A 26,988-nucleotide genomic window follows, 5' to 3' on the forward strand; every position below is an offset into this window, starting at 1 on the left:
CCAAGGTCAATTGAATTACATTCAATCTACAATTTATTTACAGTAGCGGGTGGAGTATTTGAGTAGCTTGTAGCGTAAGTCGCCATTTACCATTTAATTTTACCTGTGAGCATATCTTTAAACATTACCCAATCGCCCCATAAACTATATAACGGGTGCTTAAATGTAGCAGGGCGGTTTTTTTCAAAAAAGAAATGCCCAACCCACGCAAAGCCATAACCAATCACTGGTAATAACCATAACAACATAAGTTGTGAGCTAAAAAACGCATAGCCTGCCAGTAACAGTACTAAGCTACTGCCTATAAAATGCAATCTACGGCAGGTTTGATTACGATGCTCTTTTAAGTAATAAGGGTAAAAGCGTTTAAAGCTTGTAAAGGATTGAATTTCTGTCATTACTTAGCCTATTGGTGTTTAAACGTTGTTCATTAATGTATTTAAGCGTAACTAAGCGCAGGTTAACAGCGATAAATGACGTTTACCGCATCTTAATAGACAAAAGCAGTAAAAGTTAATAACTTAGAGTGATTATCAATAAGGGAATAAAATAACAATGCTAAAAAAAACACTGACCTGTGCGGTTGTAATCGCACTTGCGGGTTGTTCACAACCTGCAGAAAACACCTCTCAAAATGAAGTAAAAACAGCAATGAAAGCAGTTAACTCTCTAGATTACCCTGAAACTAAAAAAGGCACAGTGGTTGACACTTACTTTGGTGAAACTGTGGCTGATCCGTATCGTTGGTTAGAAGATGATATGAGTGATGAAACGGCTCAATGGGTTAAAACACAAAATAACTTAACTTTTTCATATTTAGAGCAAATACCGTACAGAGATATGTTAAAGCAGCGCCTTGAAAAGTTAATGAACTACGAAAAAATCAGCGCGCCGTTCACCGAAGGTGATTACACCTATTTTTACAAAAATGATGGCCTGCAAAATCAGTACGTTTTATACCGCAGTAAAGACGGCGGCGAGGCTGAGATTTTCTTAGATCCTAATACCTTTAGTGAAGATGGTACCACTTCAATGTCGGGCTTATCATTTTCAGAAGACGGCTCATTGTTAGCATACCAAATATCGGAAGGTGGCAGTGATTGGCGTAAAATCATTGTTATAGACACCGAAACCAAAGAGCAAGTAGAGCAAGCACTGGTTGATGTTAAATTTAGTGGCGTAAGTTGGTTGGCAAATGATGGTTTTTATTATTCAAGCTACGACAAACCAGAAGGCAGTGAGCTTTCTGCAAAAACTGATCAACATAAAGTGTACTACCATAAATTAGGCCAAGCCCAAAGCGAGGATACGCTAGTATTTGGCGATACCGCTGAGCAAAAGCACCGTTATGTAGGCGCTAAAGCGACCAAAGATGGCCGTTATTTGTTTATTAGTGCTAGCGTATCGACCTCAGGCAATAAGTTATTTATTAAAGATTTAACTAAGCCAGATAGCGAGTTTGTTACCGTAGTGGGTAATACCGACTCTGATACCAGTGTGATTGATAACGAAGGCAGCAAGCTATTTTTGGTTACTAACTTAAATGCTCCGAATAAAAAAGTAGTGACGGTTGATGCAAGCAACCCGCAACCTGAAAACTGGCAAGACTTTATTCCAGAAACCGAAAACGTACTTAATGTAACGCTTGGCGGTAACACATTCTTTGCCAACTACATGGTTGATGCTATCTCTAAAGTGAAGCAGTACAACAAGCAGGGCGAATTGATCCGCGATATTAGTTTACCAGGCGTTGGTACGGCGGGTGGTTTTGGCGGTAAAAAAGAGCAAACTACGCTTTATTACTCATTTACTAACTACAAAACACCTGGCACGACTTACAGTTTTGACGTACAAAGTGGTGAGTCTAAAGTATATCGTAAGTCAGGGATTGATTTTAATAGCGACAACTACACCTCTGAGCAAGTATTTTATACCTCTAAAGATGGCACTAAAGTACCGATGATTATTACTTACAAAAGTGATATTAAATTAGACGGTAGCAACCCAACTATTTTATATGGCTATGGTGGCTTTAATATAAGCTTAACACCTCGCTTTAGCTCTACAACAGCGGCTTGGCTTGAGCAAGGCGGCGTATACGCAGTGGCAAACATTCGTGGTGGCGGTGAGTATGGTAAAGAGTGGCATAAAGCGGGTACGCAATTGCAAAAGCAAAACGTATTTGACGACTTTATTGCTGCTGCACAATACTTACAAGATAAAAAATACACCTCTAAAAAGCGCCTAGCACTGCGAGGTGGTTCAAACGGCGGGTTATTAGTCGGTGCCGTAATGACCCAGCGACCTGACTTATTTCAAGTGGCGTTACCTGCGGTAGGCGTACTCGATATGCTTCGTTATCATACTTTTACAGCGGGTGCTGGCTGGGCATACGATTACGGTACTAGCGACCAAAGTAAAGAAATGTTTGATTACTTAAAAGGCTACTCGCCAATTCATAATGTAAAAGCAGGGGTTGAATATCCGGCGACGATGATCACTACAGGCGATCATGATGACCGCGTTGTACCGTCGCATTCATTTAAATTTGCAGCAGAGCTTCAAGCGAACCAAGCGGGCACTAATCCAACGCTTATTCGTATTGAAACCAATGCAGGCCACGGTGCGGGTACGCCAACAAGTAAAATTATTGACCTTTATGCCGACATGTACGGTTTTACGCTTTACAACATGGGCATTAAATCACTTTAATGTGACTTTATAAGCTAACGAAAAGCCGAGTTACTTAAATGACTCGGCTTTTTTTAGGCTCACTACTTTATTGTATGGGAGAGAACAACCGTTGATAAGTTTTATAAGCGTATTCGTCACTCATACCGCTTAAGTAGTCACAAATAATTCGCATGCCTTGATGGTGCTTTTCGGCTTCTAGGTAAAGTGCTTGCGTGGTTTCGGGTAATAACCGCATTGGATCGCTGGCAAATGCGGTAAACAGCTCAATAAGCAGGTTCTGCCCTTTAAATTCTATTTGCTGCATTTGAGGGTCGCGTATCAAGCGTTGAAACACAAAATGCTTAAGTATTTGTAATACGTTTTCGTATTGCTGATCTAATTTAGCGGTGTGCTTTAAAATAGGGCATTCAAAGGCATCGTTTTGTATGTCTAAATGAATATGAATAATAAAGGTATTTACTAATTCACCAATGGCATCTTTGCGTTCATGTTCGTGCTTTGAAAATAATCGCTCTGTAAGTGATTTAAGTAGCGTATTTAACCAATCATAGTTTAGTGCTTGTAAGTGCGGCAATGCATGGGTTAACCAATCGTCTAGGCTTAACACATCGGTGGCTATGGCATCTTCAAGATCGTGTACGGCATAGGCAATGTCATCAGCCAGTTCCATAATGGCACTATCGAGAGATTTATAGCGTGTTTTAGCACGGTATGAATCTACAATATTTTGGCTGGTTAATAATGCTTTATCATTTTGACTCAGTGGCTCAATGATCCAATTAAATATAGGTGCATCGTCATTGTAAATGCCTTTAGCAGGTCGCCAGTCGTCGGCTTTTATAAACGCGCGTTGTTTATCCACTTTGGGAATGTTGTACCACAGCTGGTCGATAAAACCAGGGTACTTTATAAACCCTAATAATGTGCGCCTTGTTAAGTTCATGCCATAGCCATTACTGTAAGGCTCTAGTTTGGCTACTATTCGTAGCGTTTGTGCGTTACCTTCAAACCCGCCATGATCACGCATCATGTAGTTAAGCGCAATTTCTCCGCCGTGCCCAAAGGGCGGATGGCCGATGTCGTGCGCTAAACATAAGGTTTCGAGTAATCCGGTTGATGGGAAATGTTCAAAGCGAGGGTGCTGGGCTTTTAAGTGGCGTAATATGCCCGTGCCTATTTGCGATACTTCTAAAGAATGGGTAAGACGTGTGCGATAAAAGTCATTTAAACCAATACCCATTATTTGAGTTTTTGCTTGAAGGCGTCTAAATGCTGCAGCATGAATAATTCGAGAGCGGTCTATTTGCCAAGGAGAGCGGTTATCGTTTGGGCGGTGCTTATATTGTTCAATTATTCTATTTTGCCACTGTTTATCCATGTCACAACCTATCTCTATATCTACGACTTTAACGCTTAGTATATTATAAATAATTCACAATAGGCGTATGAATTTTATTCAGTTGTTCGGTATTCGCGTTTATAAAGTGGCTTAGGTATAATGAGCGTTCGTATGTATGTGACTACACCATACATAACTTAGAGTTTAATTGAGATAATACATGTTAAAAACTATTTTTCAGTTGTTGTTAGCCGCCCTTGTTATTTGGGCACTTACTCATCCATTTATACAAACTGATGAGTTTGTTTCAGATGAACAAACACGTGCTGACGACATTAAAAAAGAAAAGAAGAAAGAAAAACCATTGCACAATGTTAAGTTGCCAAAATTCTCAGAATACACCGATGTAAAAGAGAAAAAGCATGCGTTTTTTAACTTCATTAAGCCCCATGTAGAAGCCGAAAACAAAAAGATTTTACAGCAACGTGCAAACATTGAAATTGCGCGCATGATGCTAGAGCACGACGAGCCGTTAAGTAAAAAACAAGCGAGCGATATTAAAAAAATACTTAAATTATACCGCTTACCTGAAACCTTAGATACGCTTACACTAACTCAAGCGCTGCGCCGTGTAGATATTATTCCTAAAGAACTTGCCCTAATGCAAGCTGCTAATGAGTCGGCATGGGGTACCTCACGCTTTGCCCGAATAGGCTTAAACTTTTTTGGCCAATGGTGCTACAAAAAAGGCTGTGGCATGGTGCCAAGAAGACGTAATAATGAAGCTGAGCATGAAGTGGCTGCATTTAAATCGGTTCGCGCTGCTGTAACGTCATATTTTAGAAATATTAATACGCATAATGCCTATAAACAATTACGCAGTATACGTGAGGATTTACGCGCACAGCAAAAGCCAATTAAGGCGACTAAGCTAACCCTTGGGCTGATGTCCTACTCAGAGCGTGGTGAAGCGTATATTGAAGAGCTAAATACGATGATCAATCAAAACCGAGCGTACTTTGATGAATAAACCAGTATTAAAATTAGTTACGACTATAGCGACCTGCTTTTTAGCAATAGCGGCAAATAACACCTATGCTAAAGAGTTTGTTATGTCGTATGACGGTTTTTACGACCGTTTAAAAGTAGTAAACAAAGGCGATTTTCAGTATGCCCGCGTAAACTTTTATATTAGCGATATTGGTACTAACGAAGTATGTAGTATCAAAAGCGGGACTATTTTAACTGAAAAAAATGAGTACCCGCTTAATTACACTGACAAAGCGCAACTGTTATTACCGTATGATAAGCAGCTCGATACTGACAAAGCGGTGATTGTGGTTCAGCCTAAAAATCCGGTTCATGATTGTCAGTTAAAGCTTCAAATAGAGGCCAACGAGCTAGAAGGGCTAACCTTTTCAAAGCAATCATTATTAACCATTAATCATGAGCTTGAAGCGCTTTTAACAGACTTGTCGGGCTTTTTTGTTAGCAAACTAATGTGGTATTTACTGCCTGAGCAAAAAGGGGTGGTTGTTACTTTTAACGCGCCTAAACAATTTGATGATGAGCGCATAACATGCGAAGAATCAGTATGTTATTTTGAAGTAACAGACAGCTGGCAAAACGACACCAAAGTATTGGCTGATATAAACGAGGTAGTTAAAGTAACGCCTTGGATCAGTAAGTAATAAAATTAATTGGTTTGATTATAAAGCGGGGTCAGGTTTGACCTCGCTTTTTTATCGCCAAATTAAATAATGGCAGAGGGGCTATTCATGAGCGCGCTTTTTTCATCATGAGTAACAACTTTATTTCGGCCCGTTTCTTTAGCAATGTAAAGGCGTTTATCAGCTTGCAATAGCAGCTCTTGCATATTTAAATCGCGAATAAGTGCGCTACTTACTCCAGCACTAACAGACAGTGCAATACTATTACCGTTAAAATAAAAGGGATATTGATCAATACTTCTGCATAGCTTTTGGGCTAACTGCCTTGCTTGAGTAAGATTTTTTTGGTTAAGGAAAATAGCAAACTCTTCTCCGCCAATTCGAGCGGTAATGCCTGCTTCAAAAAACAATTCGTTAATATGTTGTGCAATCCACTTTATTGCTTCGTCGCCAGTTTCATGACCATATCGGTCGTTCACTTGTTTAAAAAGATCGATATCGAGCATAATTAACGACACTCTGCTGTTAAGTGGTGCAGTGTGGGTTATTTTTTTACACAGGCGGAAAAAGCCTCGCCTGTTTAATAATTGTGTGAGCGGATCGTGATTAGCTAAGTTTATTAGTTTTGATTCTTCATTGGCAAAAGCAATAAACGGCAGAATTAACGCACTGGCTGTGGTTAAAAATAAATGCGAGACCAATAATAGTTGTAACCCTGCGGCTAAGTTCGCCTGACTAATTTGGCTAAAGTAGGGTAAAACAAGGAGTACAACTTGCAACAGCATTACTACACTGTGTAGTGAAAAGCAGGCAATTAGTAGTCGTTGCTGTACTTTAGCAACACTGGGGGTTTTGATCATTAAATAGGCCGCGTAGCTAAATAGTACGGCAGTAATGATACTGGTAATAATTTGCCCCGCATCAATGAGATACACAGCAAGTAGCAATGTGCAACATATAGCACAAGCATAATATAAAGGCGTTAGCTTCACTGCAGGCACCGTACTTTGTGGTATTAACCCTAAAATAAGCAGGAGTGGGGTTAAAATAATAAATAGGTAAGCAAAAAAGTAAGTTAAAAGTGGATAGTCAATCAATCCTCTCAAACCAATCAGGGCAATAGCGGTTATAAACGAGCAGCAGGCAGTAGCAAAAAATAAAAAGCTAGGTTGTTTTTTATATGAATACACTGAAAAAAAGAACACTGCAATAAACAAGTTAAGAATAAAACAGAGGCTAATTAATGTGGGTAAATGAAGCATGTTTTAGTTGCTCTTTTAGCTGAATAAGAAATAACGCTTAAATCATTATTAGGTAGTAACACTAAAATAGCAAGGGAGTAAAAAGTATTAACTTTATACTCCCTTGCTACAAACTTAACCCTTTAAGGTCAGTCGTTAAACTAAACTTTTTAATGCGGCATCGATTTCAGAAAAGTGAAAACGGTAATTATTTTCTAATGCTTTTTTAGGCACCACAAATTGGCCGGTTGTGAGTAGATCTGACATTTCTCCCATTAAAACATTGAGCACAGCTGCAGGCATGGGCATAAAGGCAGGGCGTGACAATGCTTTGCCCAATGATTGGCTAAATTGTTTATTGCTCACCGGATGCGGGGCAGTGGCATTTACAGCACCAGAGATATCTTGATTACTAATCAAAAATAAAATGAGCTGCACCATGTCATCAATGTGGATCCACGACATACCTTGCTCGCCATTGCCAATTGGCCCGCCTAAACAAAGCTTAAATGCAGGCAACATTTTTCCAAGTGCGCCGCCTTTTTTAGCCAGTACAATACCTGTGCGAAGTAAGCAAACACGGGTATCGTCAGACTCAGCTTTTAATGCAGCGAGTTCCCAATCCTTACAAAGTTGGTGACTAAATTCATCGTGCGGTTCTGTGTTGTTTTCATCAACTTGGGTTTTACCTTGGCGACCATAATAGCCTATTGCACTGCCTGAAATAAACGTATGTGGTGGTGTATGACACTGATTAATTGCATCACTTATGGCTTGGGTAATAATAATTCGGCTATCACGTATTTTTGCTTTTTGTTTATCACTCCAGCGTTTATTAACGATAGGTTCGCCGGCTAAATTAATGACAATATCGACCGTATTTAAATCGACATCGTCTAAGCTGCTAACAGCATTTACTCTGTGGCCTAACAACACTTTAGCTTTGGTTGGATTTCTACTTAGTACCGTAATGTCGTGGTGGTGCAACAAGAAAGGGCAAAGGTGCCTACCAATCAAGCCCGTGGCGCCTGTAAAAAATATATGCATTGCAACTCCAAAATTATAAATAAAGCGGGATGTTTAAAATTTATACTCCCCAGCTCAACGATTTGCAAATTTATACGTACTAATCATTATTATGATCACCCATAAATATTTCATTCTATTGGGTTTTGCCTTACACTGAAGCCAAATAACAGCAATAGGATAAGAGTATTGGCAAGTTTAACTGGGGTAAATAAAAGCTTAATTATTTTTGCAGCGTTGGTCATTGTATTAGCGGGCATTAAAGCCGCAAGTGCTATTGTTATTCCGTTTATTTTGGCAGCATTCATCGCCATTATTTGTAGCCCACTCATTAATTTTTTTGCTCGCTACCGTATTCCAAAAGGCATAGCGGTGGTGCTTGTAGTGCTTATTATTATGGGCTTAGGTGTTAGCTTAGGCGGTTTAGTGGGGCAGTCGGTTAACGATTTTTCAAAGCAGTTACCAGAATACAAAGCACAGTTAAAAGAAGAATTTGTATGGCTGGTTGATATGGCTTCGCAATACAATATTTTAATTAATAAAGAACAAATTTTGTCTATGTTCGACCCCGGTAAAATGGTTGATGTTGCCACCAATATGTTAACCGGCTTAGGTAGCGTAATGGCCAATATGTTTTTAATTATTTTAACGGTTGTTTTTATGCTGTTTGAAGGGCCCATACTTGGCAAAAAAATTCATTTAGCACTAGACGACCCCGACAGCAAAATTAAGCAAATTGACCGCTTTTTAGACTCTATTAACTCTTATTTGGCCATTAAAACCCTAGTAAGTTTAGCCACCGGTGTAATTGCTGGTTTTTACTTATGGATACTCGATGTTGATTACTTTGTACTTTGGGGCGTATTGGCATTTATGCTTAATTACATTCCTAACATTGGTTCAATCATAGCGGCTGTTCCAGCACTGTTACTGGCGCTTATTACTCAAGGCCCCTTAGTGGCAGGGCTTGTTGGCGCGGGTTATTTAACTATAAACACCGTAATGGGTAATATTGTTGAGCCTAAATACATGGGTAAAGGTTTAGGGCTTTCTACGTTAGTGGTGTTTTTATCGTTAATATTTTGGGGCTGGCTATTAGGCTCTGTGGGTATGTTGTTATCGGTGCCGTTAACCATGATTGTAAAAATAGCGCTAGAAGCCAGTGACGAAGGGCGTTGGTTAGCAACCATGCTTGGCACAGGTGAAGAAACCGTCATTAAATCAGAAGACTAATATCTTACAAAGGCGTGGCTAAGCACGCCTTTAACATTATTAAGTATTTATTAAATTAGCTAAGGCGCTATCTACGGCGTTTATAGCCCCCTCTAAATAGCCAGCCTCCTGCTTTGCAAACTCACTGCCCACAAAATGCACTTTTAACTGTTTAAGCTGCTCGCCAAGCCCTGAAAAATTAAATTCAGGATGCTGCGATACACCTAGTTGGTCATCCTTGTTGGCCACAAATTCATCCTCAGCCCAATCTTTTAATGTGCAATGAGTGGCAGTATAAGCCTGCTCACCATAAAAATAACCAAGCTGATCAAGGCAAGCTTGGGTTAATTGCTCGCGAGTTACTTTACTGCGCTGTAAGTAAGGCACACCAATAAAGCCAAATAGAGCAGGGTGAGCATGATCACTTGCTGAGGCATCATGAATTTCTACTAACGGGCCAACACGGCTAAAACATTGCCCCGATAAGTTTTTATCTCGCCAAAAAGCGTGCTCAAAAGTGGCAACAAACTTTGCTTGGCCTGCCATCCACGTCGGCACCGACGCTAAACGCTGGGCTAAAACATTATCAGCCCATAAATGCGGGGTTAAATGCTGGCTGATCATTCTAGGGGGTAACGCCAACAGTAACTGCTCGCAAGTAAAGTACTGCGTACTCCCTTGGTAATTAGCGCTAATATGCCAGCCATCGGAAAGCTTTTTCACTTCGCTAACAGCGTGTTCTAATTTAAGGGTGTTTGGGTCAAGCTGCTGATAAAGCGCATTAATAAGCTCGTTCATACCGTTTTGAATTCTAAATAGCTGCATTTCACCTGCGCCTGCAATTTGCTGAGCAGGGGCAGTATGCGATGCTTGATACAACACATCGCCTTGGGTGTATTGCTCAAAAACAGGGATGTTTAAATTAGTAACTAACTGTTGAATATTAGGCTGGTGCGGAAATATCCAGGTAGGGCCCAAATCATGGCCAATGATGTTGTTAGTTGCCAAAAAGTGAGAGGCAATTCGGCCACCCAAATTGGCTTTGGCTTCTAATAATAAAAACGGAATATTTCGCTTTTTTAGGTTGTAAGCGGCATATAAGCCCGCTAAGCCACCACCAATAATAACCACAGGTTTATGCATTTTGAAATCACTTTAGCTAAATCAATCTACTGGTAGGTAGCTTGTGGTTTTTATGCAGATTTGTCAAAACGTTTTATGGGCTGAGTGAGTAAGCTTTGGTGTGCACTCATACTCAGGAAAATGAGCGACGCGCGTATAGTATGCTAATTAGCACTACTTAAAAGAATAAAGCTTAATTATAGCAATGTGTTAGGTAATTTGTTAAAACTATATGTAGTAGAAAAAATAAGCGCAGCGCTGGTATAAATATACGAGAGTCATCGACTATAAAATTGTCTGCCATACTTAACAAAGGAAGGTCTATGAAAAAGGAAATCACAACAACATTTAACGCATTAGCAACATTCGTGGCACTGCTAGTGATAACTGTCCACGAATTAATATATTATGAACCACACTCCGAATCGAACACCGTTTTTATTGATTTGTTCTTTGAATCTTCGTTGTTTAAATCACTGTTCTTATTTGTAATGCTTATAACAATGATGCTAGTTTTTGCAGAAATTTTTCGAAATATATGGAATCGATTGTTTACCGATTTATTTAAACTTCGAGATATTAACTTAAATGAGGCGTATTCGATTACCTCCTTATTAACATTAGTACTTTTCAATTGATGGTTAACAAAAGCTTTAAGCGGATAAAAATGAAAAGCACTTTTTAGCTTAATCATGTATTACCAAACATAGAAGTAGATTATGAAAAATAAGTTTATGGTTATTGTGTGTTCTTTTTTATTAACGTTTTCTTTGAATGCGTTTGCTCAAGAGGATAGCTCAGCAAAAGTAGCCCAGATATTAGGGGATACAATACACTGGACTGATCTAGAAATAGATTTGAGGTTTTTAAAAGGATATAAGCGATCTTATCCTGATTTATCAGAAGATAATGTGCTTGATAAAATGCGAGCAGATAAATTAACGTCAATAATTTGGAAACGAATTATCCAAAAGTTATCTGATGAACATAATTTAGAACCAACAGCTGATGAAGTCGGAAGTTTTACTGAAGCCATGCATCGTTTTAGCTCAAAGCCATCAGCTGAGACATTAACTTCTGAGATGAAAGAAGCTTCATTTAGGGCAAATAGAGATGTCGTTAAAACTTACAAAATTAGTAAGTATCTTTATGAAACGTATGGAGGCACAGTTATTTTCCAACAGGGAAACCCTCATGAACCTGTAGGAGCCTACCGTAAACTTTTAGAAGAGTATCAAGCCCAAGGGAATTTTAAAATTTATAACCTAAAATATGAAAAAGCTTTCTGGGCGTATTATTTGAGAAAACATCCAATGGTTATTCCAGAGGATAAAGTCGATTTTTCCAAACCATGGTGGGAAAAAGCACAGGTTGAGTAGTGCGTAAAAGCGTATATCAAGCTGTTAAAAAAGCAAAAATATAGTTGACTGTTTTCGTTCCATTTTAACCTATAATTTTTTGTACATTATTATGGCTTGCCCTTGCCAGTGAATTAAATAACATCATTAAATTAGAGTGCAGTACGTAACGAGAATTAAATATTTAAAAGGAATTAATTAAATGACAATGAAACAGTTTAAAACAGCGCTAGGCTTTAGCCTGATCTTAGTTACATTTCATAGCTATGCAACATCACTACAGAATCAGAATATCAGCAAATCTTGTGTTAGTGTTGAGAGTGAAAAAGATAAAAAAAGCCGACTACAAAGAGGAGAAGAAAGAGTAGACATTTTTGTCGGTCTGAATTCATTTACTGCTTATGATGAAGGGTTTAGACAAAAGATGAAGAGCGTTCCTGTTAAAGAAATTATGCCATATTCGTTTACGTCCATCGGCATTATTGCTGCTTCAATGCAAACGGTTTTTCCTGTTTTACAATTAGCGTTGTGCAATGAGGAATATGCAATTAATAATAAGTGTAATTATGAAAGGAATATTCATGGAGGGCGGCTTATTAGTATGGAAACTGAATGGAAAAGTGATACCCAATATACAATGACACAATACGTAACCAATGCTGAAACTGGTGCTAAAAGAATAAAGCTGATTGTCTCATCTGAACTTCCAAATTACTGGAATGGTAATATGACATTGTTTAACGAGGATGGTTCTAAAGCTGAGGTATCTTGGTCTAGAAGTGATGATGGAACTGAATATTATCAAGGGCGAAGCCTAGGCGGCACTGATATATCTAGTATAACATTTACTGAGTACCCAAATTGCTCTGCAGAGGTAACATATGTCAAAAACGACGTCAAAATTACAGCTAATTGGACATTAGTTGATGAAAAAACAACAGGCAATTTTTTGTATTGTAATCAAAAAGGCTGCCACAATGGGCATTGGTAAATATTACAGATTTGATATGAATCTCTGTTTTGTTGTCGTAATTTAAATGATGACGCGATTATTATAATAATATAGCTGGAATGAAAAAATAAAATGAAGTCTTAGGACTGCATTTACCCAAAATATATTTAAAACCCTATCAAAATTATGATACCTAATAACACTGAGATTTGTTCTGGTTTAAGTACAGTCGAGCATTACTGCTATCTTTATTTATTGCTAGCACAAGCCACAAATAAGATAAGTGATAATAAGGGTAAAAACTACAATGACTCAAAATAATAAAATTAACTATATTGAAATTCCTGCACAAAATATTGCAGCTACAAAGGCTTTCTTCAGTACGGTGTTTGGCTGGTCATTTGTAGATTATGGCCCAGAATATTGTAGTTTTACCGCGCAAGGGGTTGATGGTGGTTTCTTTAAATCTGATTTAGTTGTTTCTACTAAAAACGGAAGCCCGTTAATTGTGTTATACAGTAATGACCTTGAAGCGACTCAAAATAAAATTGAAAAAGCAGGAGGCAAAATAATTAAGCCTACATTTTCATTTCCCGGTGGTAGACGATTTCACTTTAGCGATCCTAGTGGAAATGAATTTGCGGTATGGTCAGAGTAATCACATTTCAAACTATATAACTACAAAAATGCAGTCTTTAAGGCTGCACTTCCCAAAACACCAATAAACTATTCACTTAATTACCAAGCCACAACATAAATCGCTTCCCTATGAGCTAATTAAAGAGACGTTTTAAGCTGCTGAATAAATTGCTCGGTCATGGCTATTTCACACTCTTTGTAGGTAACAACGGCTTGTTGTGCATTAGGTTGTTTTAGCATGTAGCGCCATTGGCAGCTTCTTTGAATGTAGTTGTCTTTAGCGTTAATGCTTAGCTTAAATAATGACAAAATTTGGGTGTTGCCGGTTTCGCTTTCTAATGCAGATAGTTCAAAGGTACGCTTTTGGATCCAGCTATCTTGTTCTTGCTGTACTCTATTTAGTTTGGCATCTAAACATTGTGTATATGCTGTGATTTGTTCGGGTAGGGCGTTTTTTTCAAGTGTGCATTCAAGCGGCGCTGCAACGCTTGGAACAGCCCAAGCAAATAACAGAGCTAGAGTAAAAAAAAGGATATAGTTATTTTTTTTCATGGTAATTAAACTCGAGAATAAATTTTGCGCCGCCCAAACGTTGCGACTGAGAAATAGTTAACAACCCGTGATACGACTTCACCAAGTCAGATACAATCGCCATGCCAACACCATGGCCACTTTCGTAAGTATCAAGGCGAGTACCGCGTTGAAGCAATGACTCGCGTTTGTCTGGTTGAATACCCGGGCCGTCATCACAAATACTAATGCTAAGTGTTTTAGCTTGTGAAACGTCAATACTTACTTGGGAGCGACAGGCTTTGCAGGCATTATCTATTAAGTTACCTAATAACTCCATTAAATCGGTTTTATCGCCTAAAAAGTAATCTTTATCACTCACTTTGCAATTAAATATGATGTCTTTATCGCGATAAACCTTACCCATTGCACTTAAGATAGAGTCGATAACCGGTTTGATGGGGGTTTGCTTTTTCCATGTATCGGAAGCCCCAGTAGCAGCACGTTTTAATTGGTGCTCGATCATCACATTAATTCGGTCAAGTTGTTCTTGTGCGTCGGCATCGTTGGCCAGTGGGCTTGATTTTAATACAGCTAACGGCGTTTTAAGTGCATGTGCTAAATCACTGAGTGAGGCTCTGTAGCGCTCTTTTTGGCGCTGCTGCGACTCTAACAATAGGTTGAGGTCGGCTTTTATTGTTTGTAGTTCAACGGGGTATAAGCCTTTAATTTCTTGAATATCGCCTGATTCAATAGCTTTTATTTCTTTATCTAGGCGCTGCAGCGGCCTTGCACTCCAAATAAAACCAATAGCCATTAACCCTGCAATGGCAATGCCCATTATAAACATCCAATCGACTAAGGTTTGTTTAAACCCGTCCATTAAACGCAGTAGGGCATCGTTGCGTTTTAATAAAATAAATCGTGCTTGTTCTGACTGGTCAATATTATTAAGAATGACCGTTAAGCTTAACTGCCAATAGGCGGTGTTGTTATAAACCACGCGTCTAAAATCTGCGGCACCGGCTTTGGGCTCTATATATTGGGGAACAAAGTTAACGTTAACCGCAGACTCAGAATGCCAAATAGGCACATCGTCACGGTAAATCATGGCATAAGTATCAGAATTTAAGTTGTTGAGTTCGGGGGTTAAAATAGAGCTGGGCATAATAATACCACGCTCTGTAAAATCAACCTCGGAGATGAGTGAATACAGGTGCGCTTCGAGGTTTTTTTCGGTGGCATCAACAAGTGACGCGTAATACGCCTTACCTATGGAGTAAAACAAAATGGGTAAGGCGACTAATAAAACAAAGACAAGGATAAATCCTTGCCTTATTTTTAACGAAATTTGCGGTGCTACCACTGGCTTTTAAGCCTGTAACCACGCCCACGTAGTGTTTCTACTGGGTTAAGCACACCGTCTGGGTCGAGCTTTTTACGTAAACGCAATACAAACACTTCAATGACGTTTGAATCAAGATCGAAATCTTGGTCATAAATATGTTCTGTTAACTCAGACTTTGAAATTACTTTTTGCGGGTTAACCATTAAGTATTCAAGTACTTTATATTCGTATGCGGTTAAGCTTAGCTCTTTGTCGTTTACCCACACTTGTTGTGAACGCGTATGAATTTTAATAGGGCCGGCTGTCATTTCTGGGTTTGCTTTACCTGCACTTCGACGAATAAGCGCATTACAGCGAGCAATGAGTTCTTCAACATGAAATGGCTTAGTTAGGTAGTCGTCAGCGCCCGCATCGAGGCCTTCAACTTTGTCTTGCCAGCGATCGCGCGCCGTTAAAATTAAAATAGGGATAGTGATCCCTTGGGCGCGGGCTTTGTTTATAAGCTCTATACCATCTATTTTAGGCAGGCCTAAATCAACCACTGCCATGTCTAAAGGGTATTCTGTTATATGAAAAAGGCCCGCTTCGCCATCGTGACATAAATCAACACTGTAACGCTCTTTTTCTAATGCATTGCGCAGATTATCTGCCAAATGTAAATCATCTTCTATTACTAAAATTCGCATTGGTTAATCCTTTTTCACTTCGCCAGTTTTTTTGTTTATCTTCAAATCGACGACGTGGCCGTCAGCTTTTAAAATTCGTACTGTATAAAATTGTGTTTCTTCTGAAATTTTTAATGTTGTACCGTCTGTGGTTTGCTTTGCAAGTATTACTGCTTTCTTTTTGCTTATCTCAATTTTATCGGGTGTGCTGTTAGTATTATTTGCATGGGCAACATTAGCCAAACAAAAAACAGCAATTAAATTGAGTGTTAATAATACACGCATTACGAAACTCCTAGAACATACCTGCTTAGCCTAAAAAACTAAGCCACTAAAATTTAATTACTCTATTGAGTATTTAAATTTTTATAAGACAAAGTCTAATTAAAAATGAGTGAACAAACCCTGAATTACTGGTTGCAGTTAAACAAGGGAACTCACGTTAATGTTAAGCAGGGAACACTTTTTTGAATGGTTTAACAATTGAGTTTTCATATACGCCACCCGCAACATAAGGATCATCTGCGGCCCATTCTCTGGCATCTTCTAAAGAGTTAAATTCAGCAATCACTAAAGAGCCAGTAAAGCCCGCATCTTGAGGGTCTTCACTATCAACCGCTGGAAGGGGTCCGGCTGTTAATAGTCGACCTTCGTTTTCTAGCGTTTGTAAACGTGCTAAATGAGCAGGGCGAGCAGCTTTTCTGTGCTCTAAGCTGTTCTGGACGTCCGTTGAATAAATCATATACAACATAAAAATACTCTCAAAACTTGTTAAATTTAATTAACTGCATACTAGCATAGCGTTGATAAATGGTGAATTAAAAGTGTTTATGGCGATGTTTACAGCAAGAATGTTTTTTTACGCGGTAATTGCTTGAAAAGCGTTGTGTAACACTGGTAGAGTCCCTTGGATAAGATAAATAATAACAAGGTTATTACATGAGTGAAAATAGAGAGCACTTTAGCTCCCGCTTAGGATTTATATTAGCAGCGGCGGGTTCTGCTGTGGGCATTGGTAACTTAGTAGGCTTTCCAGTTTCTGCGACTAAGAATGGCGGTGGTGCATTTTTGCTCGTCTATGCTTTGTTCGTCGCATTCATTTGTTTACCCGTCATGATGGCCGAAATGGCTATGGGTCGCCACGCACAAAAAGATCCTCTTGGTGCATACAAAGCGTTAGCCAATAACGATAAGAAATGGAAGTTTGCTGGCTTTTTAGCCGTGTTAACGCCATTTATGATTGCCGTTTTTTACATGGTGATCACGGTGTGGATTTTTGGTTACTTAAGCCAAACCGCGCTGGGTAATTTAGATATGCTGGCAAACCCTGGACACTTTGGTGAGTTTATAAATAGCTATACTGTGTTTGGTTATATGGCGCTGGTAGTGGTTATCGTTAACCTAATTCTGGTCGGTGGCGTAAAAGACGGCATAGAAAAAGCAGCTAAATTTTTAATGCCAGCTTTATTTGTCATGCTTATTATATTGGTGGGTTACGTACTCACTCTTGATAACGCCATGGCCGGTGTTAAGTACTACATTATTCCTGATTTTAGTAAAATGAATGCCAGCGTGCTGAATGGCGCATTGAGCCAAGCGTTTTTCTCATTGTCGTTAGGTATGGGTATTTTAATTACCTATGCATCTTATATCTCGAAAAAAGATGACATTGTGGGCAGTGCGAAAATGGTTGCCATTACCGACTCATTAGTTGCCTTTGTTGCAGGCTTAATGGTGTTACCGGCTATTTTTAGCTTTGACCCAAATACCGATCCAACAAAGTTATCTGACTCGTCAGTTTCAATGATTTTTGTGTACTTACCAAAAATCTTATTAGCGTTACAACACGATATTGGCTATTTTGGTGCATCAGCCGTGGCATTTATTTTCTTCTTATTGGTATTTTTTGCTGCGATCACATCATTGGTATCTATTGTAGAAGTGCCGACTGCCACACTCAGCGACCGTAAAGGCATTAGCCGTAAAAAAGCGCTAGGCATACTTACCTTATCAACCGGTGTATTAACCATTATGTGTATCATGTCGTTTGGTATGATTGACAGCCTAACTACTTTTACTAGCTACGGCAGTGGTAACAAGAGCTTTTTTGATATTGTATATGACGTGTTCTACGACACTATTTTACCACTCAATGGTTTAATGGTGTGTTTGTTCGTAATGTATAAATGGAAGAAGGTTCGTTTAAGTGAAGAGCTAAGACAAGGTTCGCCTAATTATGCGAATAGCTTTATGGAAAAGTACGTTAACTTTTCACTACAAACATTTATCCCCGCGATTTTACTGCTTATTTTTGTAAATACCGTTGCGACCAAGTTTTTTAATATCAGTATTTTTGGTTTTTAATTAAAAACTAATTTAATAAAGCCGCGCTTGTCGCGGCTTTTTTATTGCGGTTAGTTAATTCAGTGCACCCGAATCTAAGTAGTCACCAATCCCTAGGGTAAACATCCAAATGCCCCATAAGCTGTGCTCAATAACACAGGCAAAAGTTGAGCGGCTTTGCGCGTAGGTATAGGCAAACAGTAAGCCACCGACAAACGCTAAACTAACAGCTATCCAATTGGCGTAAATAATATGTGCTAATGCAAATACACTGGCGCTGATAATTATACGTAGCCATTTACTGGGCATAATGCGCTTATAGCGATGAAAAAAATACGTTCTAAATATTAACTCTTGCGGGATCACCGACAACAAAGGGTAGAGCAGCAATAGCATCAGCCAATCGGTGAGGTTTTCACGCGGTAAAGTAAACCAGTGTCCTTGGTAGAGTAGGTTGTAAAACACCCCTGAAAATAACGCGCCAATAAAGAAAAAGCTAAACATACGGCGCTTCACAGCAGAAAACTGCCCCAAACTGGTTAATCTAAAGCGCTTAAAGTGAATGTCGTTTAGTAGCAGCATACAGCACACACTCATTAAAATGATCAGTGCTGGAATAAGCCAGTTAGATAAATACTGGCGAATATTAAAGCCAATTAAAGGCAGGATGATAAAAATAAAGGTAAATTCAAACCAGCGGTATTGATTAGCGTTCACGTTTGCTCACGGTGATTTTTATTTCACCTTAGCAAGCGATTAAGTCATCTTTATGACTATAAAACAGCCAAGCTGATTATATTTAACGCCACTCATTACCCCTTATGCACTTTGGGCTTGGTTAAGGTTGACTTACCCCCTTGTAACCCTTAGCCTGCCTGCTTTTATTTTTACATCATTGTATTGCCACGCTAGTTGGCTAAAGCCAGCGCGTGTATTTAGGAGCAAAAAATGAATAAGGCAGAACTTGTTACAGCCATGGCACTCACGAGCGAGTTAACAAAAAAAGACGCACAAGCTGCGTTAACCAGCTTACAAAAAGTGATTACAAAGTCGCTGTCTGAAGGCGATCAGGTACAAATTTCAGGCTTTGGTACTTTTGCACTTAGTTACTACCCAGCGCGTACTGGTCGTAATCCACAAACTGGTGCAGCGATTGAAATACAAGGGGCTAATAAAGCCGTATTTAAACCAGCAAAAGCGTTAAAAGAGCGCCTTTAATTTAAAATTTTAGTGCCTGTAAGTTCGCTTTTCCCCCAAAAGCTACTACGTAGCTTACAGGCTCTTTGCATTATTACCTTTGCCTGTAGTATCTGCAATCAGTGTAAATAATTTACATTACTTGTTTATTACCTTTTATAAAATCTTATTATATTCAGCGTGTTATGTTTGGTATGTGATATGCAAATACGGTTATGTATTGAATGAAATAAGGAGTATTTAATGAGTAACTTACATAACAGTAATCGTTTAAAAGGTAAAAAAATTGCCATTTTAGCCACCGATGGATTTGAGCAAAGCGAGTTACTCTCGCCACAGGCTGCATTACTTGAGGCGGGCGCCGATATAGATGTTGTTTCTATTAAAGAAGGGCAGATCACCGCATGGGATGAAGACAAGTGGGGTGAAAAAGTTGCTGTTGATAAATTAGATGCCGATGCCAATGCCGCTGACTACGATGCACTTTTACTGCCGGGTGGTTTGTTTAATCCCGATAGCTTACGTCAAAATACAGATGCCAAAGCGTTTGTTGATGGCTTTTTTGGAGCTAAGAAAAACAAACCCGTGGCCGCTATTTGCCACGCGCCGTGGTTATTAGCTGAAATTAATAAGCTCAGAGATAAAAAAGTGACTTCCTTCCCTAGTATTAAAAGCGATTTAATTAACGCAGGAGCTCACTGGGTAGATCAAGAAGTGTGTGTTGATAACGGCTTAGTCACTAGCCGCAGCCCTGCAGATTTAGATGCATTTAATGCAAAATTTATTGAAGAAATACTCGAAGGTAAGCACCAAGCGCACTAGCTCTGGGCTTTTAAATAGAAAAGGGCATATTACATGCCCTTTTTTATTGATAATGATAAAACACAGCTCGCTATTAAAGTGCAGTAGCGGCTTTCATATCGCTTACAAATGTTTTTAGCTGCGTGGTCATTGCATCTAAATCATCTAAGTTTGCTTCAATAATTTTTACCACAGCAGAGCCCGAAATAGCCCCCGCAGCACCGGCTTTAAGTGCCGCTTTTACATCTTCAGGCGTTGAAATACCAAAGCCTAATAATGCAGGTGCACTGTGGTACTCTTGTAAGCGCGTAACCACATGGGTTGCTGGCATTTGTGCTTTTGTGTCTGTACCTGTTACCCCAGCACGAGAAAGCAAGTAGGTGTAGCCACGGCCGTATGATGCACATTCACGCAGGGTATCGTCACTGGCGTTCGGTGTAGCGATAAAAATAGGGTCGATACCACTGGCTATGGCGGCTTTTCTAAACATTTTAGACTCATGTAATGGCACATCAGCCACTAAAATAGAGTCAACACCCACTGCTTTTGCATCGGTGTAAAACTTTTCTAAGCCACGTTTAAATATTAAGTTTGAATATAATAACAAACCAATTGGAATGTCGGCGTTATATTCACGGATCTCTTTAATAATATCAAAGCAGTCTTGCGTATTAATATGCACGTTTAAGGCACGAATATTGGCTTTTTGAATGACAGGGCCATCGGCAATCGGGTCGGAAAAGGGAATACCTAATTCAAGCCCGTCAGCGCCGCCATCAATTAAGCTTTTAATAATTTCGATGCTTTGCGCTTTACCTGGATCGCCAATGGTTACAAACGGAACAAACGCACCCTGGTTTTGCTCTTTAAGCGCGGCAAACATTTTTCCATAACGGTCAGTTTTTACGTGGCTCATAGTTGACCTTCCTCTGATAATACCTTGTGTACGTGGGCTAAGTCTTTGTCTCCACGACCACTTAAATTAATAACAATGATACTGTCTTGCGTTTGCTCTTCTGCATATTCGAGGGCATAGGCTAGCGCATGACTTGATTCAAGCGCAGGAATAATCCCTTCGTGTTTAGCCAATGCTTGAAAAGCATCAAGTGCTTTGGTGTCGGTAATACCGACATATTGAGCACGGCCAGTTTCGTGCAAAAAGGCATGTTGAGGGCCAACTGCGGGGTAATCTAGTCCCGCCGATACAGAGTAAGACTCTTCAATTTGGCCATCTGTATTTTGCATAATATAAGTGTAAGTACCGTGCAAAATACCTTTTGTTCCTTTACAGATGGTTGCGCCATGCTCGTGCGTGTCTAACCCTTTACCTGCAGGTTCAACACCAATGAGTTTAACGCTTGGCTCATCAATAAAATCGCTAAACATACCAATTGCGTTAGACCCACCGCCTACACACGCAATAACTGCATCAGGCAAACGGCCTTCGGCTTTAAGTACTTGTTGTTTTGCTTCTTCACCAATAATTTTTTGATATTCACGTACAATAGTCGGGAATGGGTGAGGACCCGCTGCAGTACCTAAAAGGTAATGAGCCTCTTGATAATTGGCAGACCAATCACGCAGTGCCTCGTTAACCGCATCTTTTAATGTACCCGAGCCTGCGGTTACCGGAATAACTTCAGCGCCCATTAGCTTCATTCTAAATACATTTGGTTGTTGGCGTTCAACATCTTTTGCACCCATATAAATGCGGCATTTTAGTCCAAGTAACGCACAGGCAAGTGCCGTTGCAACGCCGTGCTGGCCGGCGCCTGTTTCAGCAATCACTTCTTTTTTACCCATACGTTTGGTAAGCAGTGCTTGGCCTAAAACTTGGTTTGTTTTGTGCGCACCACCGTGGAGTAAATCTTCACGCTTTAAGTACAGTTTTACTTTTGGGTTTTTAACTAAGTTACGCGTTAAAGTAAGCGGGGTAGGACGACCCGCATACTCGTTAAGTAATTTACTTAGCTCTGCCTGAAATTCAGGATCTTTTTGTGCTTTATTAAATTCGTTTTCTAACTGCTTAAGCGCAGGGACAAGCAGTTCGGGTACAAACATACCGCCAAACTCGCCAAAATAAGCTGGATTTTGCATTTTAACCTCAATAATTTCTAATACTTGTAAAAGCATGATGTAGTTTGTTTGCACACTTTTTACCTGGAGACTCTTCAACACCTGAATTTAAATCAAGCCCAAGAGCACCTTGAAAAAGTGCATCGCTAATATTGTCTGGGTTTAAGCCGCCAGCAAGCATAAATGGGGTCGTGGCATCGCGAAGTACCGACCAATCAAATGTTTTGCCTGTGCCGCCAGCTTGTGAATCACTGTGGGTGTCGTATAAATGGCGATCGGCTCCTGTAATAGGTTGAGGCAAAGCATCTTTGATGGCCTGTGCTTTCCATATTTCACAATGACGTGGTAGTTCATTACGTAACGATGCAATGTAATGTTCATCTTCTTGGCCATGTAATTGAACAGCAGACAGTTTTAGTTGTTTAGCGTGCTCAGCAACCTCTGCTATGGCGGCATTAACAAACACCCCAACAAATTTTAAAGGGGCACTTTGGCTGATTTCTTTGGCGCAATCTAAATCAACAAAGCGCGGTGATTTTGGATAAAAAATTAATCCGCCATAAAGGGCACCGTTGTCGTAAGCCGCAATGGCATCTTGATTACGGGTTAATCCACAGACTTTGTTTTCGCCTAGGATTACGTGGCGACACGCTTGTAATAAATCAGCCTCAGCCATTAATGAGCTGCCAATTAAGAAACCATTACACAAAGGCGCTAAACGCTTTACATCTTGATGGGTATAAATACCTGACTCTGAAATAACCACTTTATCGTTAGGAATAAGCTTACGTAGTCGTTCGGTTGTGGCTAAGTCGGTGCTTAAATCGCGCAAGTCACGATTATTAATCCCAATTATTTGTGCATTGAGTGCCAGTGCACGATGCACTTCTTCTTCGTTACTCACCTCAGTTAGTACCGACATATTTAACGAATCGGCGACGGCATGCAGCGCTTTATACTGCTCATCGTCAAGCACTGATAGCATCAGTAAAATAGCGTCACCACCATAAATACGTGCCATGTAAACTTGGTATTCATCAATAAAAAAGTCTTTACAAATAAGTGGCTGCTCTACTTGGCTGCGCACAAACTCAAGGTAATCAAAGCTACCCTGAAAGTACTTTTCGTCAGTTAATACACTCATACAAGTGGCATACTGCTTGTACGCTTGGGTGATTTCTGTTAAATCAAACGGCTGACGAATTAACCCTTTAGAAGGCGATGCCTTTTTGCACTCTAAAATAAACTGCGTGCCAGGTGCCGCTAACGCTTGATAAAAGCTACGTGTGGTGGGTTTAGCTTGATGCTTAAAGCTCTCAAGTGGGCGCGCTGCTTTGCGTTCAATGAGTTCTATTTTTTTATCGGCAATAATTTTGTCTAATACATTAGCCATGACTTACCTCAATAATTGCATTTAGTGTGTCCATGGCCTTGCCTGAACGTAATAAAGAGTGTGTAATTTGTGCACCTTGTTTTAACGATTGTGCTTGGCCAGTTAAGTACAGCAATGCAGCAACGTTAACAATAATAGCGGCGTTATGTGCCTCGCTACCTTTGCCCTGTAAAATGGCAAGACTGGCGTTTGCATTGTATTGTGGGCCTTCACCGGCTAATTGTTCAAGTGAATAGTTTGCAAGGTCAAAATCACTAGGGTTGAGCGTGTATTGGGTGATTTTGCCGTTATCCAGCTCTACAACCTGTGTTGGGCCATGCAAGGCGATTTCGTCGGTGCCAGAGCCGTGAACTATCATAGCGCGTTTAGTGCCCAGAGTATGAAGAGTTTGCGCCATAGGTAGGCACAAAGATTCATCGTATACCCCGAGTAATTGAACATCTGGAGCAGCGGGATTAGCTAGCGGCCCAAGAATATTAAAAATAGTACGGGTTTTTAAGGTGGTTCGTACGTTCATCGCATGGCGCACGCCGCTGTGATAGTGCGGTGCAAATAAAAAGGTAAAATTTGTATGTTCAAGGCATTTAGCCGCTTGCGTGGGAGTCATATCAATATTGATCCCCAAGGCTTTGAGTAAATCAGCAGACCCTGAGTTACTCGATACACTGCGATTGCCATGTTTTACCATATTAACACCGGCAGCGGCTGCCACAATTGCCGCGGTTGTACTGATATTGATGGTGTTTGAACCATCGCCACCGGTACCACAGCTATCGGCAAGTTGAGTTTTATTGGTTATAAAAGCCACGGCGTTTTCACGCATTGAGGCCGCGGCACCGGCGATTTCATCGCTTATTTCACCTTTCATTTTAAGGCTAATTAACAGTGCAGAGAGCTCAATATCGCTCATATTCCCTTGCATTATTTGATCAAAAAGTGTTTTTGCTTGTGCATAGCTCAATGATTGCTTGGCAATAACGTGCTCAATAGCGTGTTGAACATTAAGCGAGTTTTGTAATTGTGTAGTCATAACGTTCCCTTTATTTGGCACGCGTTAAATAGGCAACGCTTTGCTGTAGCAGCATAGCGCCATTAGGCGTTAAAATAGATTCTGGGTGGAATTGATAACCCAGCGCAGTGTCTTGATGATGATAAATAGCCATTGGAATATCTTGATACTTTGCAATAACCGCTAAGTTATCAGGTACTTTTGTTGCCATTAATGAGTGATAACGCGCCACTGGCATAGTCGACCCCATCCCGTTAAATACCAGGTGATCGTCTAACTCAATAATTGATGATTTACCATGTACGGTTTCACCAGCATGACCGATTACTCCGCCGTAACTTTGTGTTAGTGCTTGTTGGCCTAAACAAATGCCCAGCATCGGGAATTTACCTTTGCATAGGCTAATTAATTCCATTAGGCAGCCCGCATCACTCGGTGCCCCTGGGCCTGGCGATAATACCAGTAGTACTTGTCCACGCTCTGCCTGCATTTTGTTGAATATTACTTCAGCGCTAATGTTATTTCTGTAAACAACTAACTCAGCACCTAGCATTGTTAGTTCATCAACAAGGTTATAGCTAAATGAGTCAAAGTTATCTAAAAAGTAAATTTTAATAGGGTGTGCTTCACTCATTTTATAAAGCCTCATATGTCGATTTAATCGCGGTGATCACCGCCTGTGCTTTAGCGCGGGTTTCGTTAGCCTCTGACATTGGGTCTGAATCAAACACAACCCCAGCGCCAGCTTGCACATAAGCAATATTATTTTTAACAAAGGCTGCACGAATAACAATACAGCTGTCCATTGCACCATCACCAGTTAAATAGCCAACTGCGCCGCCATAACTGCCGCGGCGTTTTCCTTCGGTTTGGCGCACAAGCTCTGCAGCTCTTACCTTTGGCGCGCCCACTAATGTGCCCATGTTCATACAGGCTTGATAAGCATGTAGGGCATCTAGTTCGGGTTTTAATTTACCCACCACGCGCGACACTAAGTGCATTACTTGTGAGTAACGGTCTACTTTTAATAGCTCTTTGGCATGGCGCGTACCCGGCACGCTAATGCGGGCCACATCATTACGCGCTAAATCAACCAGCATTAAATGCTCTGCACGTTCTTTTTGATCGTTTCTAAGCTCAAGCTCAATACGGCTATCTAAATCAGGGTTGATTTGTCCATTAGCAAATTTGCCGCGAGGGCGTGTGCCGGCAATCGGATAAACCTCGACCTGTTGAGACTGAACTTCGTATTTAAGCGCAGACTCAGGAGATGCGCCAAATAATGAGAAATCTTCATCGCGCATATAAAACATATACGGACTAGGGTTTTGTTTTTTTAGCTGGCTGTAGGCATGTAAAGAGTCAGGACAGGGTAATGAGAAAGTGCGAGAGGGCACCACTTGAAAAATATCGCCATCGACTATGTGTTGCTTAAGCTTAATTACTTGCTGACAGTATTGCTCATCACTAATATCAACACTCACTGGGCAGTCGCCAGTTTGGCTTGGTGCGCTAAAGTCAGCAGCGTGGTCGCATAATGTATTCAAGCGCTCTAATTGTTTGCCTACTTCAAAGCAGTTTGCATGTACATCAGGGCCATTAAATACATTACCAATTAATTCCGTTGTTTGTTTTTGATGATCAATAACAACCAGTGTTTCTGCTAAATAAAAAACATAGTCTGGACAGGTGTTTTCTCCGTCAGGTACATCGCTTAGCTGTTCAAAATTAGCCACCATGTCGTAGGCAAATACGCCGCCTAAAAACACCGAGAATGGATTGTTAGTGGTACTTTTGATGCTATTTAAACAGGTGCGTAATGCGCTAAAAGCGTTATCTGCAATCAGCTTACTGGCTTGGTCAATGGTGTCATCTGCTGGGTGATACTCCAGTATTAGTGTGGTATCGGATAACTGTGATGCGCAGTTTTTTACATTAGCTTGTAAATAGTTGAGTAACTGCTGACCATTATTTGATTGTGCTGTTACGCTCACTTGATTGCCTTGGCAGACAATACGCAGTGCACAATCAACGAGTATTAAGCTTTTTACGCTATCTTTAGAATCTATCTCTGCAGACTCAAGTAATAGTGAGTTAGGTTTATCAAGTGCCGCATACAATGCAAGTGGGCTACTTATGTAGTCTCGTACTTGCGTTATGCTGGTCACTTCACCTGGTGTTGTTGTTATATGACTAAAAATCAAACCTCATCCCCTAAAAAAAATAAAACCCCGCAATGCTAAGCAGTGCGGGGTTTGAATAACGATGTCTAAATTATAGATAGACCATTACCGTCCCGCTATGCCAGGCGCCACCACCAATGATGTGTAAGAGTATTTACGTTATTCATGTTTTTAATTCCTGTTAATCTTGTATTGCAAAATTTAGTGATA

General features: G+C 40.1%; 27 protein-coding genes. 10 read left to right on the forward strand and 17 right to left on the reverse strand.

Going from position 1 to position 26,988, the window contains the following annotated elements; translation table 11 throughout:
* Positions 1-86: 86 nt before the first annotated feature.
* On the reverse strand, positions 87-398 hold the full coding sequence (locus ACTRWE_RS00750) for an Mpo1-like protein (RefSeq protein WP_090492397.1): 312 nt from the start codon (positions 396-398) through the stop codon (positions 87-89).
* Between the two features lie 157 nt (positions 399-555).
* On the opposite strand from ACTRWE_RS00750, the gene ACTRWE_RS00755 reads away from it, so the two are divergent.
* Positions 556-2,712 (forward strand): prolyl oligopeptidase family serine peptidase, encoded by a 2,157-nt coding sequence (locus ACTRWE_RS00755; RefSeq protein ID WP_462879308.1) that lies wholly within the window; start codon positions 556-558, stop codon positions 2,710-2,712.
* A gap of 67 nt (positions 2,713-2,779) precedes the next feature.
* Here ACTRWE_RS00755 and ACTRWE_RS00760 read toward each other — a convergent pair whose 3' ends face one another.
* The gene (locus ACTRWE_RS00760) at positions 2,780-4,072 is read right to left on the reverse strand and encodes an anti-phage deoxyguanosine triphosphatase (RefSeq protein WP_024603109.1); all 1,293 of its coding nucleotides are present in this window, start codon (positions 4,070-4,072) and stop codon (positions 2,780-2,782) included.
* Positions 4,073-4,253: 181 nt separating this feature from the next.
* Here ACTRWE_RS00760 and ACTRWE_RS00765 point away from each other — a divergent pair, with 181 nt between their 5' ends.
* On the forward strand, positions 4,254-5,063 hold the full coding sequence (locus ACTRWE_RS00765; protein WP_013465099.1) for a glucosaminidase domain-containing protein: 810 nt from the start codon (positions 4,254-4,256) through the stop codon (positions 5,061-5,063).
* Positions 5,056-5,724 (forward strand): DUF2987 domain-containing protein, encoded by a 669-nt coding sequence (locus tag ACTRWE_RS00770; protein WP_462879309.1) that lies wholly within the window; start codon positions 5,056-5,058, stop codon positions 5,722-5,724. Before ACTRWE_RS00765 ends, ACTRWE_RS00770 begins: the two co-directional genes overlap by 8 nt.
* 62 nt (positions 5,725-5,786) lie before the next feature.
* Here the strand turns inward: ACTRWE_RS00770 and ACTRWE_RS00775 are convergent, their stop codons facing one another.
* Both ACTRWE_RS00775 and ACTRWE_RS00780 read right to left on the reverse strand, forming a co-directional pair.
* Positions 5,787-6,965 (reverse strand): GGDEF domain-containing protein, encoded by a 1,179-nt coding sequence (locus ACTRWE_RS00775; protein WP_462879310.1) that lies wholly within the window; start codon positions 6,963-6,965, stop codon positions 5,787-5,789.
* 135 nt (positions 6,966-7,100) lie between these two features.
* Positions 7,101-7,991: a TIGR01777 family oxidoreductase gene (locus tag ACTRWE_RS00780; RefSeq protein ID WP_462879311.1), complete on the reverse strand. Its 891-nt coding sequence runs from the start codon at positions 7,989-7,991 to the stop codon at positions 7,101-7,103.
* A 168-nt stretch (positions 7,992-8,159) separates the two neighbouring features.
* On the opposite strand from ACTRWE_RS00780, the gene ACTRWE_RS00785 reads away from it, so the two are divergent.
* A complete protein-coding gene (locus ACTRWE_RS00785) occupies positions 8,160-9,203 on the forward strand; it encodes an AI-2E family transporter (protein ID WP_013465095.1) in 1,044 nt (347 codons plus the stop codon).
* 39 nt (positions 9,204-9,242) lie between these two features.
* Here ACTRWE_RS00785 and ACTRWE_RS00790 read toward each other — a convergent pair whose 3' ends face one another.
* Positions 9,243-10,325, reverse strand: coding sequence for a flavin monoamine oxidase family protein (locus ACTRWE_RS00790; RefSeq protein WP_462879312.1), 1,083 nt, complete (start codon positions 10,323-10,325; stop codon positions 9,243-9,245).
* Positions 10,326-11,023: 698 nt separating this feature from the next.
* On the opposite strand from ACTRWE_RS00790, the gene ACTRWE_RS00795 reads away from it, so the two are divergent.
* The 3 genes from ACTRWE_RS00795 (at position 11,024) to ACTRWE_RS00805 (ending at position 13,272) form a co-directional block, all read left to right on the forward strand.
* A complete protein-coding gene (locus tag ACTRWE_RS00795) occupies positions 11,024-11,683 on the forward strand; it encodes a hypothetical protein (protein WP_462879313.1) in 660 nt (219 codons plus the stop codon).
* Positions 11,684-11,864: 181 nt separating this feature from the next.
* Complete coding sequence (locus ACTRWE_RS00800) at positions 11,865-12,653, forward strand: hypothetical protein (RefSeq protein ID WP_462879314.1); 789 nt, start codon at positions 11,865-11,867, stop codon at positions 12,651-12,653.
* A gap of 268 nt (positions 12,654-12,921) precedes the next feature.
* A complete protein-coding gene (locus tag ACTRWE_RS00805) occupies positions 12,922-13,272 on the forward strand; it encodes a VOC family protein (RefSeq protein WP_024603101.1) in 351 nt (116 codons plus the stop codon).
* Between the two features lie 119 nt (positions 13,273-13,391).
* On the opposite strand, the gene ACTRWE_RS00810 is transcribed toward ACTRWE_RS00805, so the two are convergent.
* The 5 genes from ACTRWE_RS00810 to ACTRWE_RS00830 all read right to left on the reverse strand — a co-directional run bounded on the left by ACTRWE_RS00810 (position 13,392) and on the right by ACTRWE_RS00830 (position 16,527).
* Positions 13,392-13,805, reverse strand: coding sequence for a hypothetical protein (locus tag ACTRWE_RS00810; protein WP_462879315.1), 414 nt, complete (start codon positions 13,803-13,805; stop codon positions 13,392-13,394).
* Positions 13,792-15,129: an ATP-binding protein gene (locus ACTRWE_RS00815; protein WP_028835133.1), complete on the reverse strand. Its 1,338-nt coding sequence runs from the start codon at positions 15,127-15,129 to the stop codon at positions 13,792-13,794. The genes ACTRWE_RS00810 and ACTRWE_RS00815 overlap by 14 nt, the downstream gene beginning before the upstream one ends.
* Positions 15,123-15,797 (reverse strand): response regulator transcription factor, encoded by a 675-nt coding sequence (locus ACTRWE_RS00820; RefSeq protein ID WP_008109187.1) that lies wholly within the window; start codon positions 15,795-15,797, stop codon positions 15,123-15,125. The genes ACTRWE_RS00815 and ACTRWE_RS00820 overlap by 7 nt, the downstream gene beginning before the upstream one ends.
* A 3-nt stretch (positions 15,798-15,800) precedes the next feature.
* On the reverse strand, positions 15,801-16,061 hold the full coding sequence (locus ACTRWE_RS00825; RefSeq protein WP_016900388.1) for a PepSY domain-containing protein: 261 nt from the start codon (positions 16,059-16,061) through the stop codon (positions 15,801-15,803).
* A 163-nt stretch (positions 16,062-16,224) separates the two neighbouring features.
* The gene (locus tag ACTRWE_RS00830) at positions 16,225-16,527 is read right to left on the reverse strand and encodes a YciI family protein (protein ID WP_016900387.1); all 303 of its coding nucleotides are present in this window, start codon (positions 16,525-16,527) and stop codon (positions 16,225-16,227) included.
* 188 nt (positions 16,528-16,715) lie between these two features.
* On the opposite strand from ACTRWE_RS00830, the gene ACTRWE_RS00835 reads away from it, so the two are divergent.
* Positions 16,716-18,140 (forward strand): sodium-dependent transporter, encoded by a 1,425-nt coding sequence (locus ACTRWE_RS00835; protein WP_290171846.1) that lies wholly within the window; start codon positions 16,716-16,718, stop codon positions 18,138-18,140.
* Positions 18,141-18,194: 54 nt separating this feature from the next.
* Here the strand turns inward: ACTRWE_RS00835 and ACTRWE_RS00840 are convergent, their stop codons facing one another.
* On the reverse strand, positions 18,195-18,836 hold the full coding sequence (locus ACTRWE_RS00840) for a CPBP family intramembrane glutamic endopeptidase (protein WP_290171847.1): 642 nt from the start codon (positions 18,834-18,836) through the stop codon (positions 18,195-18,197).
* 231 nt (positions 18,837-19,067) lie between these two features.
* Here ACTRWE_RS00840 and ACTRWE_RS00845 point away from each other — a divergent pair, with 231 nt between their 5' ends.
* Entirely contained in the window at positions 19,068-19,337 is a 270-nt protein-coding gene (locus ACTRWE_RS00845) for an HU family DNA-binding protein (protein WP_024603096.1), read from the forward strand.
* A 222-nt stretch (positions 19,338-19,559) separates the two neighbouring features.
* Positions 19,560-20,138, forward strand: a complete 579-nt coding sequence (locus tag ACTRWE_RS00850) for a type 1 glutamine amidotransferase domain-containing protein (protein ID WP_462879317.1) — start codon at positions 19,560-19,562, stop codon at positions 20,136-20,138.
* Between the two features lie 73 nt (positions 20,139-20,211).
* On the opposite strand, the gene trpA is transcribed toward ACTRWE_RS00850, so the two are convergent.
* From trpA to ACTRWE_RS00880, 6 genes are read right to left on the reverse strand one after another with little or no spacing between them, the layout of a single operon-like run.
* On the reverse strand, positions 20,212-21,033 hold the full coding sequence (gene trpA / locus ACTRWE_RS00855; protein WP_462879318.1) for a tryptophan synthase subunit alpha: 822 nt from the start codon (positions 21,031-21,033) through the stop codon (positions 20,212-20,214).
* The gene (trpB, locus tag ACTRWE_RS00860; protein ID WP_069439692.1) at positions 21,030-22,214 is read right to left on the reverse strand and encodes a tryptophan synthase subunit beta; all 1,185 of its coding nucleotides are present in this window, start codon (positions 22,212-22,214) and stop codon (positions 21,030-21,032) included. The genes trpA and trpB overlap by 4 nt, the downstream gene beginning before the upstream one ends.
* A gap of 7 nt (positions 22,215-22,221) precedes the next feature.
* Positions 22,222-23,586 carry a bifunctional indole-3-glycerol-phosphate synthase TrpC/phosphoribosylanthranilate isomerase TrpF gene (gene trpCF / locus ACTRWE_RS00865; protein WP_462879319.1) on the reverse strand — a complete coding sequence of 455 codons (1,365 nt, stop codon included), beginning with the start codon at positions 23,584-23,586 and terminating at the stop codon, positions 22,222-22,224.
* Entirely contained in the window at positions 23,579-24,616 is a 1,038-nt protein-coding gene (trpD, locus tag ACTRWE_RS00870; RefSeq protein WP_138765154.1) for an anthranilate phosphoribosyltransferase, read from the reverse strand. The genes trpCF and trpD overlap by 8 nt, the downstream gene beginning before the upstream one ends.
* A gap of 10 nt (positions 24,617-24,626) precedes the next feature.
* Complete coding sequence (locus tag ACTRWE_RS00875) at positions 24,627-25,229, reverse strand: aminodeoxychorismate/anthranilate synthase component II (RefSeq protein ID WP_138765155.1); 603 nt, start codon at positions 25,227-25,229, stop codon at positions 24,627-24,629.
* Between the two features lies 1 nt (position 25,230).
* Positions 25,231-26,799: an anthranilate synthase component 1 gene (locus ACTRWE_RS00880; RefSeq protein ID WP_138765156.1), complete on the reverse strand. Its 1,569-nt coding sequence runs from the start codon at positions 26,797-26,799 to the stop codon at positions 25,231-25,233.
* Positions 26,800-26,988 lie beyond the last annotated feature (189 nt).

The sequence above is a fragment of the Pseudoalteromonas sp. G5_S1_54_S4 genome (assembly GCF_054968565.1).

What these genes read in the sequence shown, in the direction of transcription:
- ACTRWE_RS00805 (WP_024603101.1), top strand. Translation starts at nt 12,922, where the DNA reads ATGACTCAAAATAATAAAATTAACTATATTGAAATTCCTGCACAAAAT.
- ACTRWE_RS00795 (WP_462879313.1), top strand. Translation starts at nt 11,024, where the DNA reads ATGAAAAATAAGTTTATGGTTATTGTGTGTTCTTTTTTATTAACGTTT.
- ACTRWE_RS00780 (WP_462879311.1), bottom strand. Translation starts at nt 7,991, where the DNA reads ATGCATATATTTTTTACAGGCGCCACGGGCTTGATTGGTAGGCACCTT.
- trpCF (WP_462879319.1), bottom strand. Translation starts at nt 23,586, where the DNA reads ATGGCTAATGTATTAGACAAAATTATTGCCGATAAAAAAATAGAACTC.
- ACTRWE_RS00790 (WP_462879312.1), bottom strand. Translation starts at nt 10,325, where the DNA reads ATGCATAAACCTGTGGTTATTATTGGTGGTGGCTTAGCGGGCTTATAT.
- ACTRWE_RS00850 (WP_462879317.1), top strand. Translation starts at nt 19,560, where the DNA reads ATGAGTAACTTACATAACAGTAATCGTTTAAAAGGTAAAAAAATTGCC.
- ACTRWE_RS00810 (WP_462879315.1), bottom strand. Translation starts at nt 13,805, where the DNA reads ATGAAAAAAAATAACTATATCCTTTTTTTTACTCTAGCTCTGTTATTT.
- ACTRWE_RS00755 (WP_462879308.1), top strand. Translation starts at nt 556, where the DNA reads ATGCTAAAAAAAACACTGACCTGTGCGGTTGTAATCGCACTTGCGGGT.
- trpA (WP_462879318.1), bottom strand. Translation starts at nt 21,033, where the DNA reads ATGAGCCACGTAAAAACTGACCGTTATGGAAAAATGTTTGCCGCGCTT.
- ACTRWE_RS00765 (WP_013465099.1), top strand. Translation starts at nt 4,254, where the DNA reads ATGTTAAAAACTATTTTTCAGTTGTTGTTAGCCGCCCTTGTTATTTGG.
- ACTRWE_RS00760 (WP_024603109.1), bottom strand. Translation starts at nt 4,072, where the DNA reads ATGGATAAACAGTGGCAAAATAGAATAATTGAACAATATAAGCACCGC.
- ACTRWE_RS00835 (WP_290171846.1), top strand. Translation starts at nt 16,716, where the DNA reads ATGAGTGAAAATAGAGAGCACTTTAGCTCCCGCTTAGGATTTATATTA.
- ACTRWE_RS00825 (WP_016900388.1), bottom strand. Translation starts at nt 16,061, where the DNA reads ATGCGTGTATTATTAACACTCAATTTAATTGCTGTTTTTTGTTTGGCT.
- ACTRWE_RS00750 (WP_090492397.1), bottom strand. Translation starts at nt 398, where the DNA reads ATGACAGAAATTCAATCCTTTACAAGCTTTAAACGCTTTTACCCTTAT.
- trpB (WP_069439692.1), bottom strand. Translation starts at nt 22,214, where the DNA reads ATGCAAAATCCAGCTTATTTTGGCGAGTTTGGCGGTATGTTTGTACCC.
- ACTRWE_RS00775 (WP_462879310.1), bottom strand. Translation starts at nt 6,965, where the DNA reads ATGCTTCATTTACCCACATTAATTAGCCTCTGTTTTATTCTTAACTTG.
- trpD (WP_138765154.1), bottom strand. Translation starts at nt 24,616, where the DNA reads ATGACTACACAATTACAAAACTCGCTTAATGTTCAACACGCTATTGAG.
- ACTRWE_RS00770 (WP_462879309.1), top strand. Translation starts at nt 5,056, where the DNA reads ATGAATAAACCAGTATTAAAATTAGTTACGACTATAGCGACCTGCTTT.
- ACTRWE_RS00845 (WP_024603096.1), top strand. Translation starts at nt 19,068, where the DNA reads ATGAATAAGGCAGAACTTGTTACAGCCATGGCACTCACGAGCGAGTTA.
- ACTRWE_RS00820 (WP_008109187.1), bottom strand. Translation starts at nt 15,797, where the DNA reads ATGCGAATTTTAGTAATAGAAGATGATTTACATTTGGCAGATAATCTG.
- ACTRWE_RS00830 (WP_016900387.1), bottom strand. Translation starts at nt 16,527, where the DNA reads ATGTTGTATATGATTTATTCAACGGACGTCCAGAACAGCTTAGAGCAC.
- ACTRWE_RS00875 (WP_138765155.1), bottom strand. Translation starts at nt 25,229, where the DNA reads ATGAGTGAAGCACACCCTATTAAAATTTACTTTTTAGATAACTTTGAC.
- ACTRWE_RS00800 (WP_462879314.1), top strand. Translation starts at nt 11,865, where the DNA reads ATGACAATGAAACAGTTTAAAACAGCGCTAGGCTTTAGCCTGATCTTA.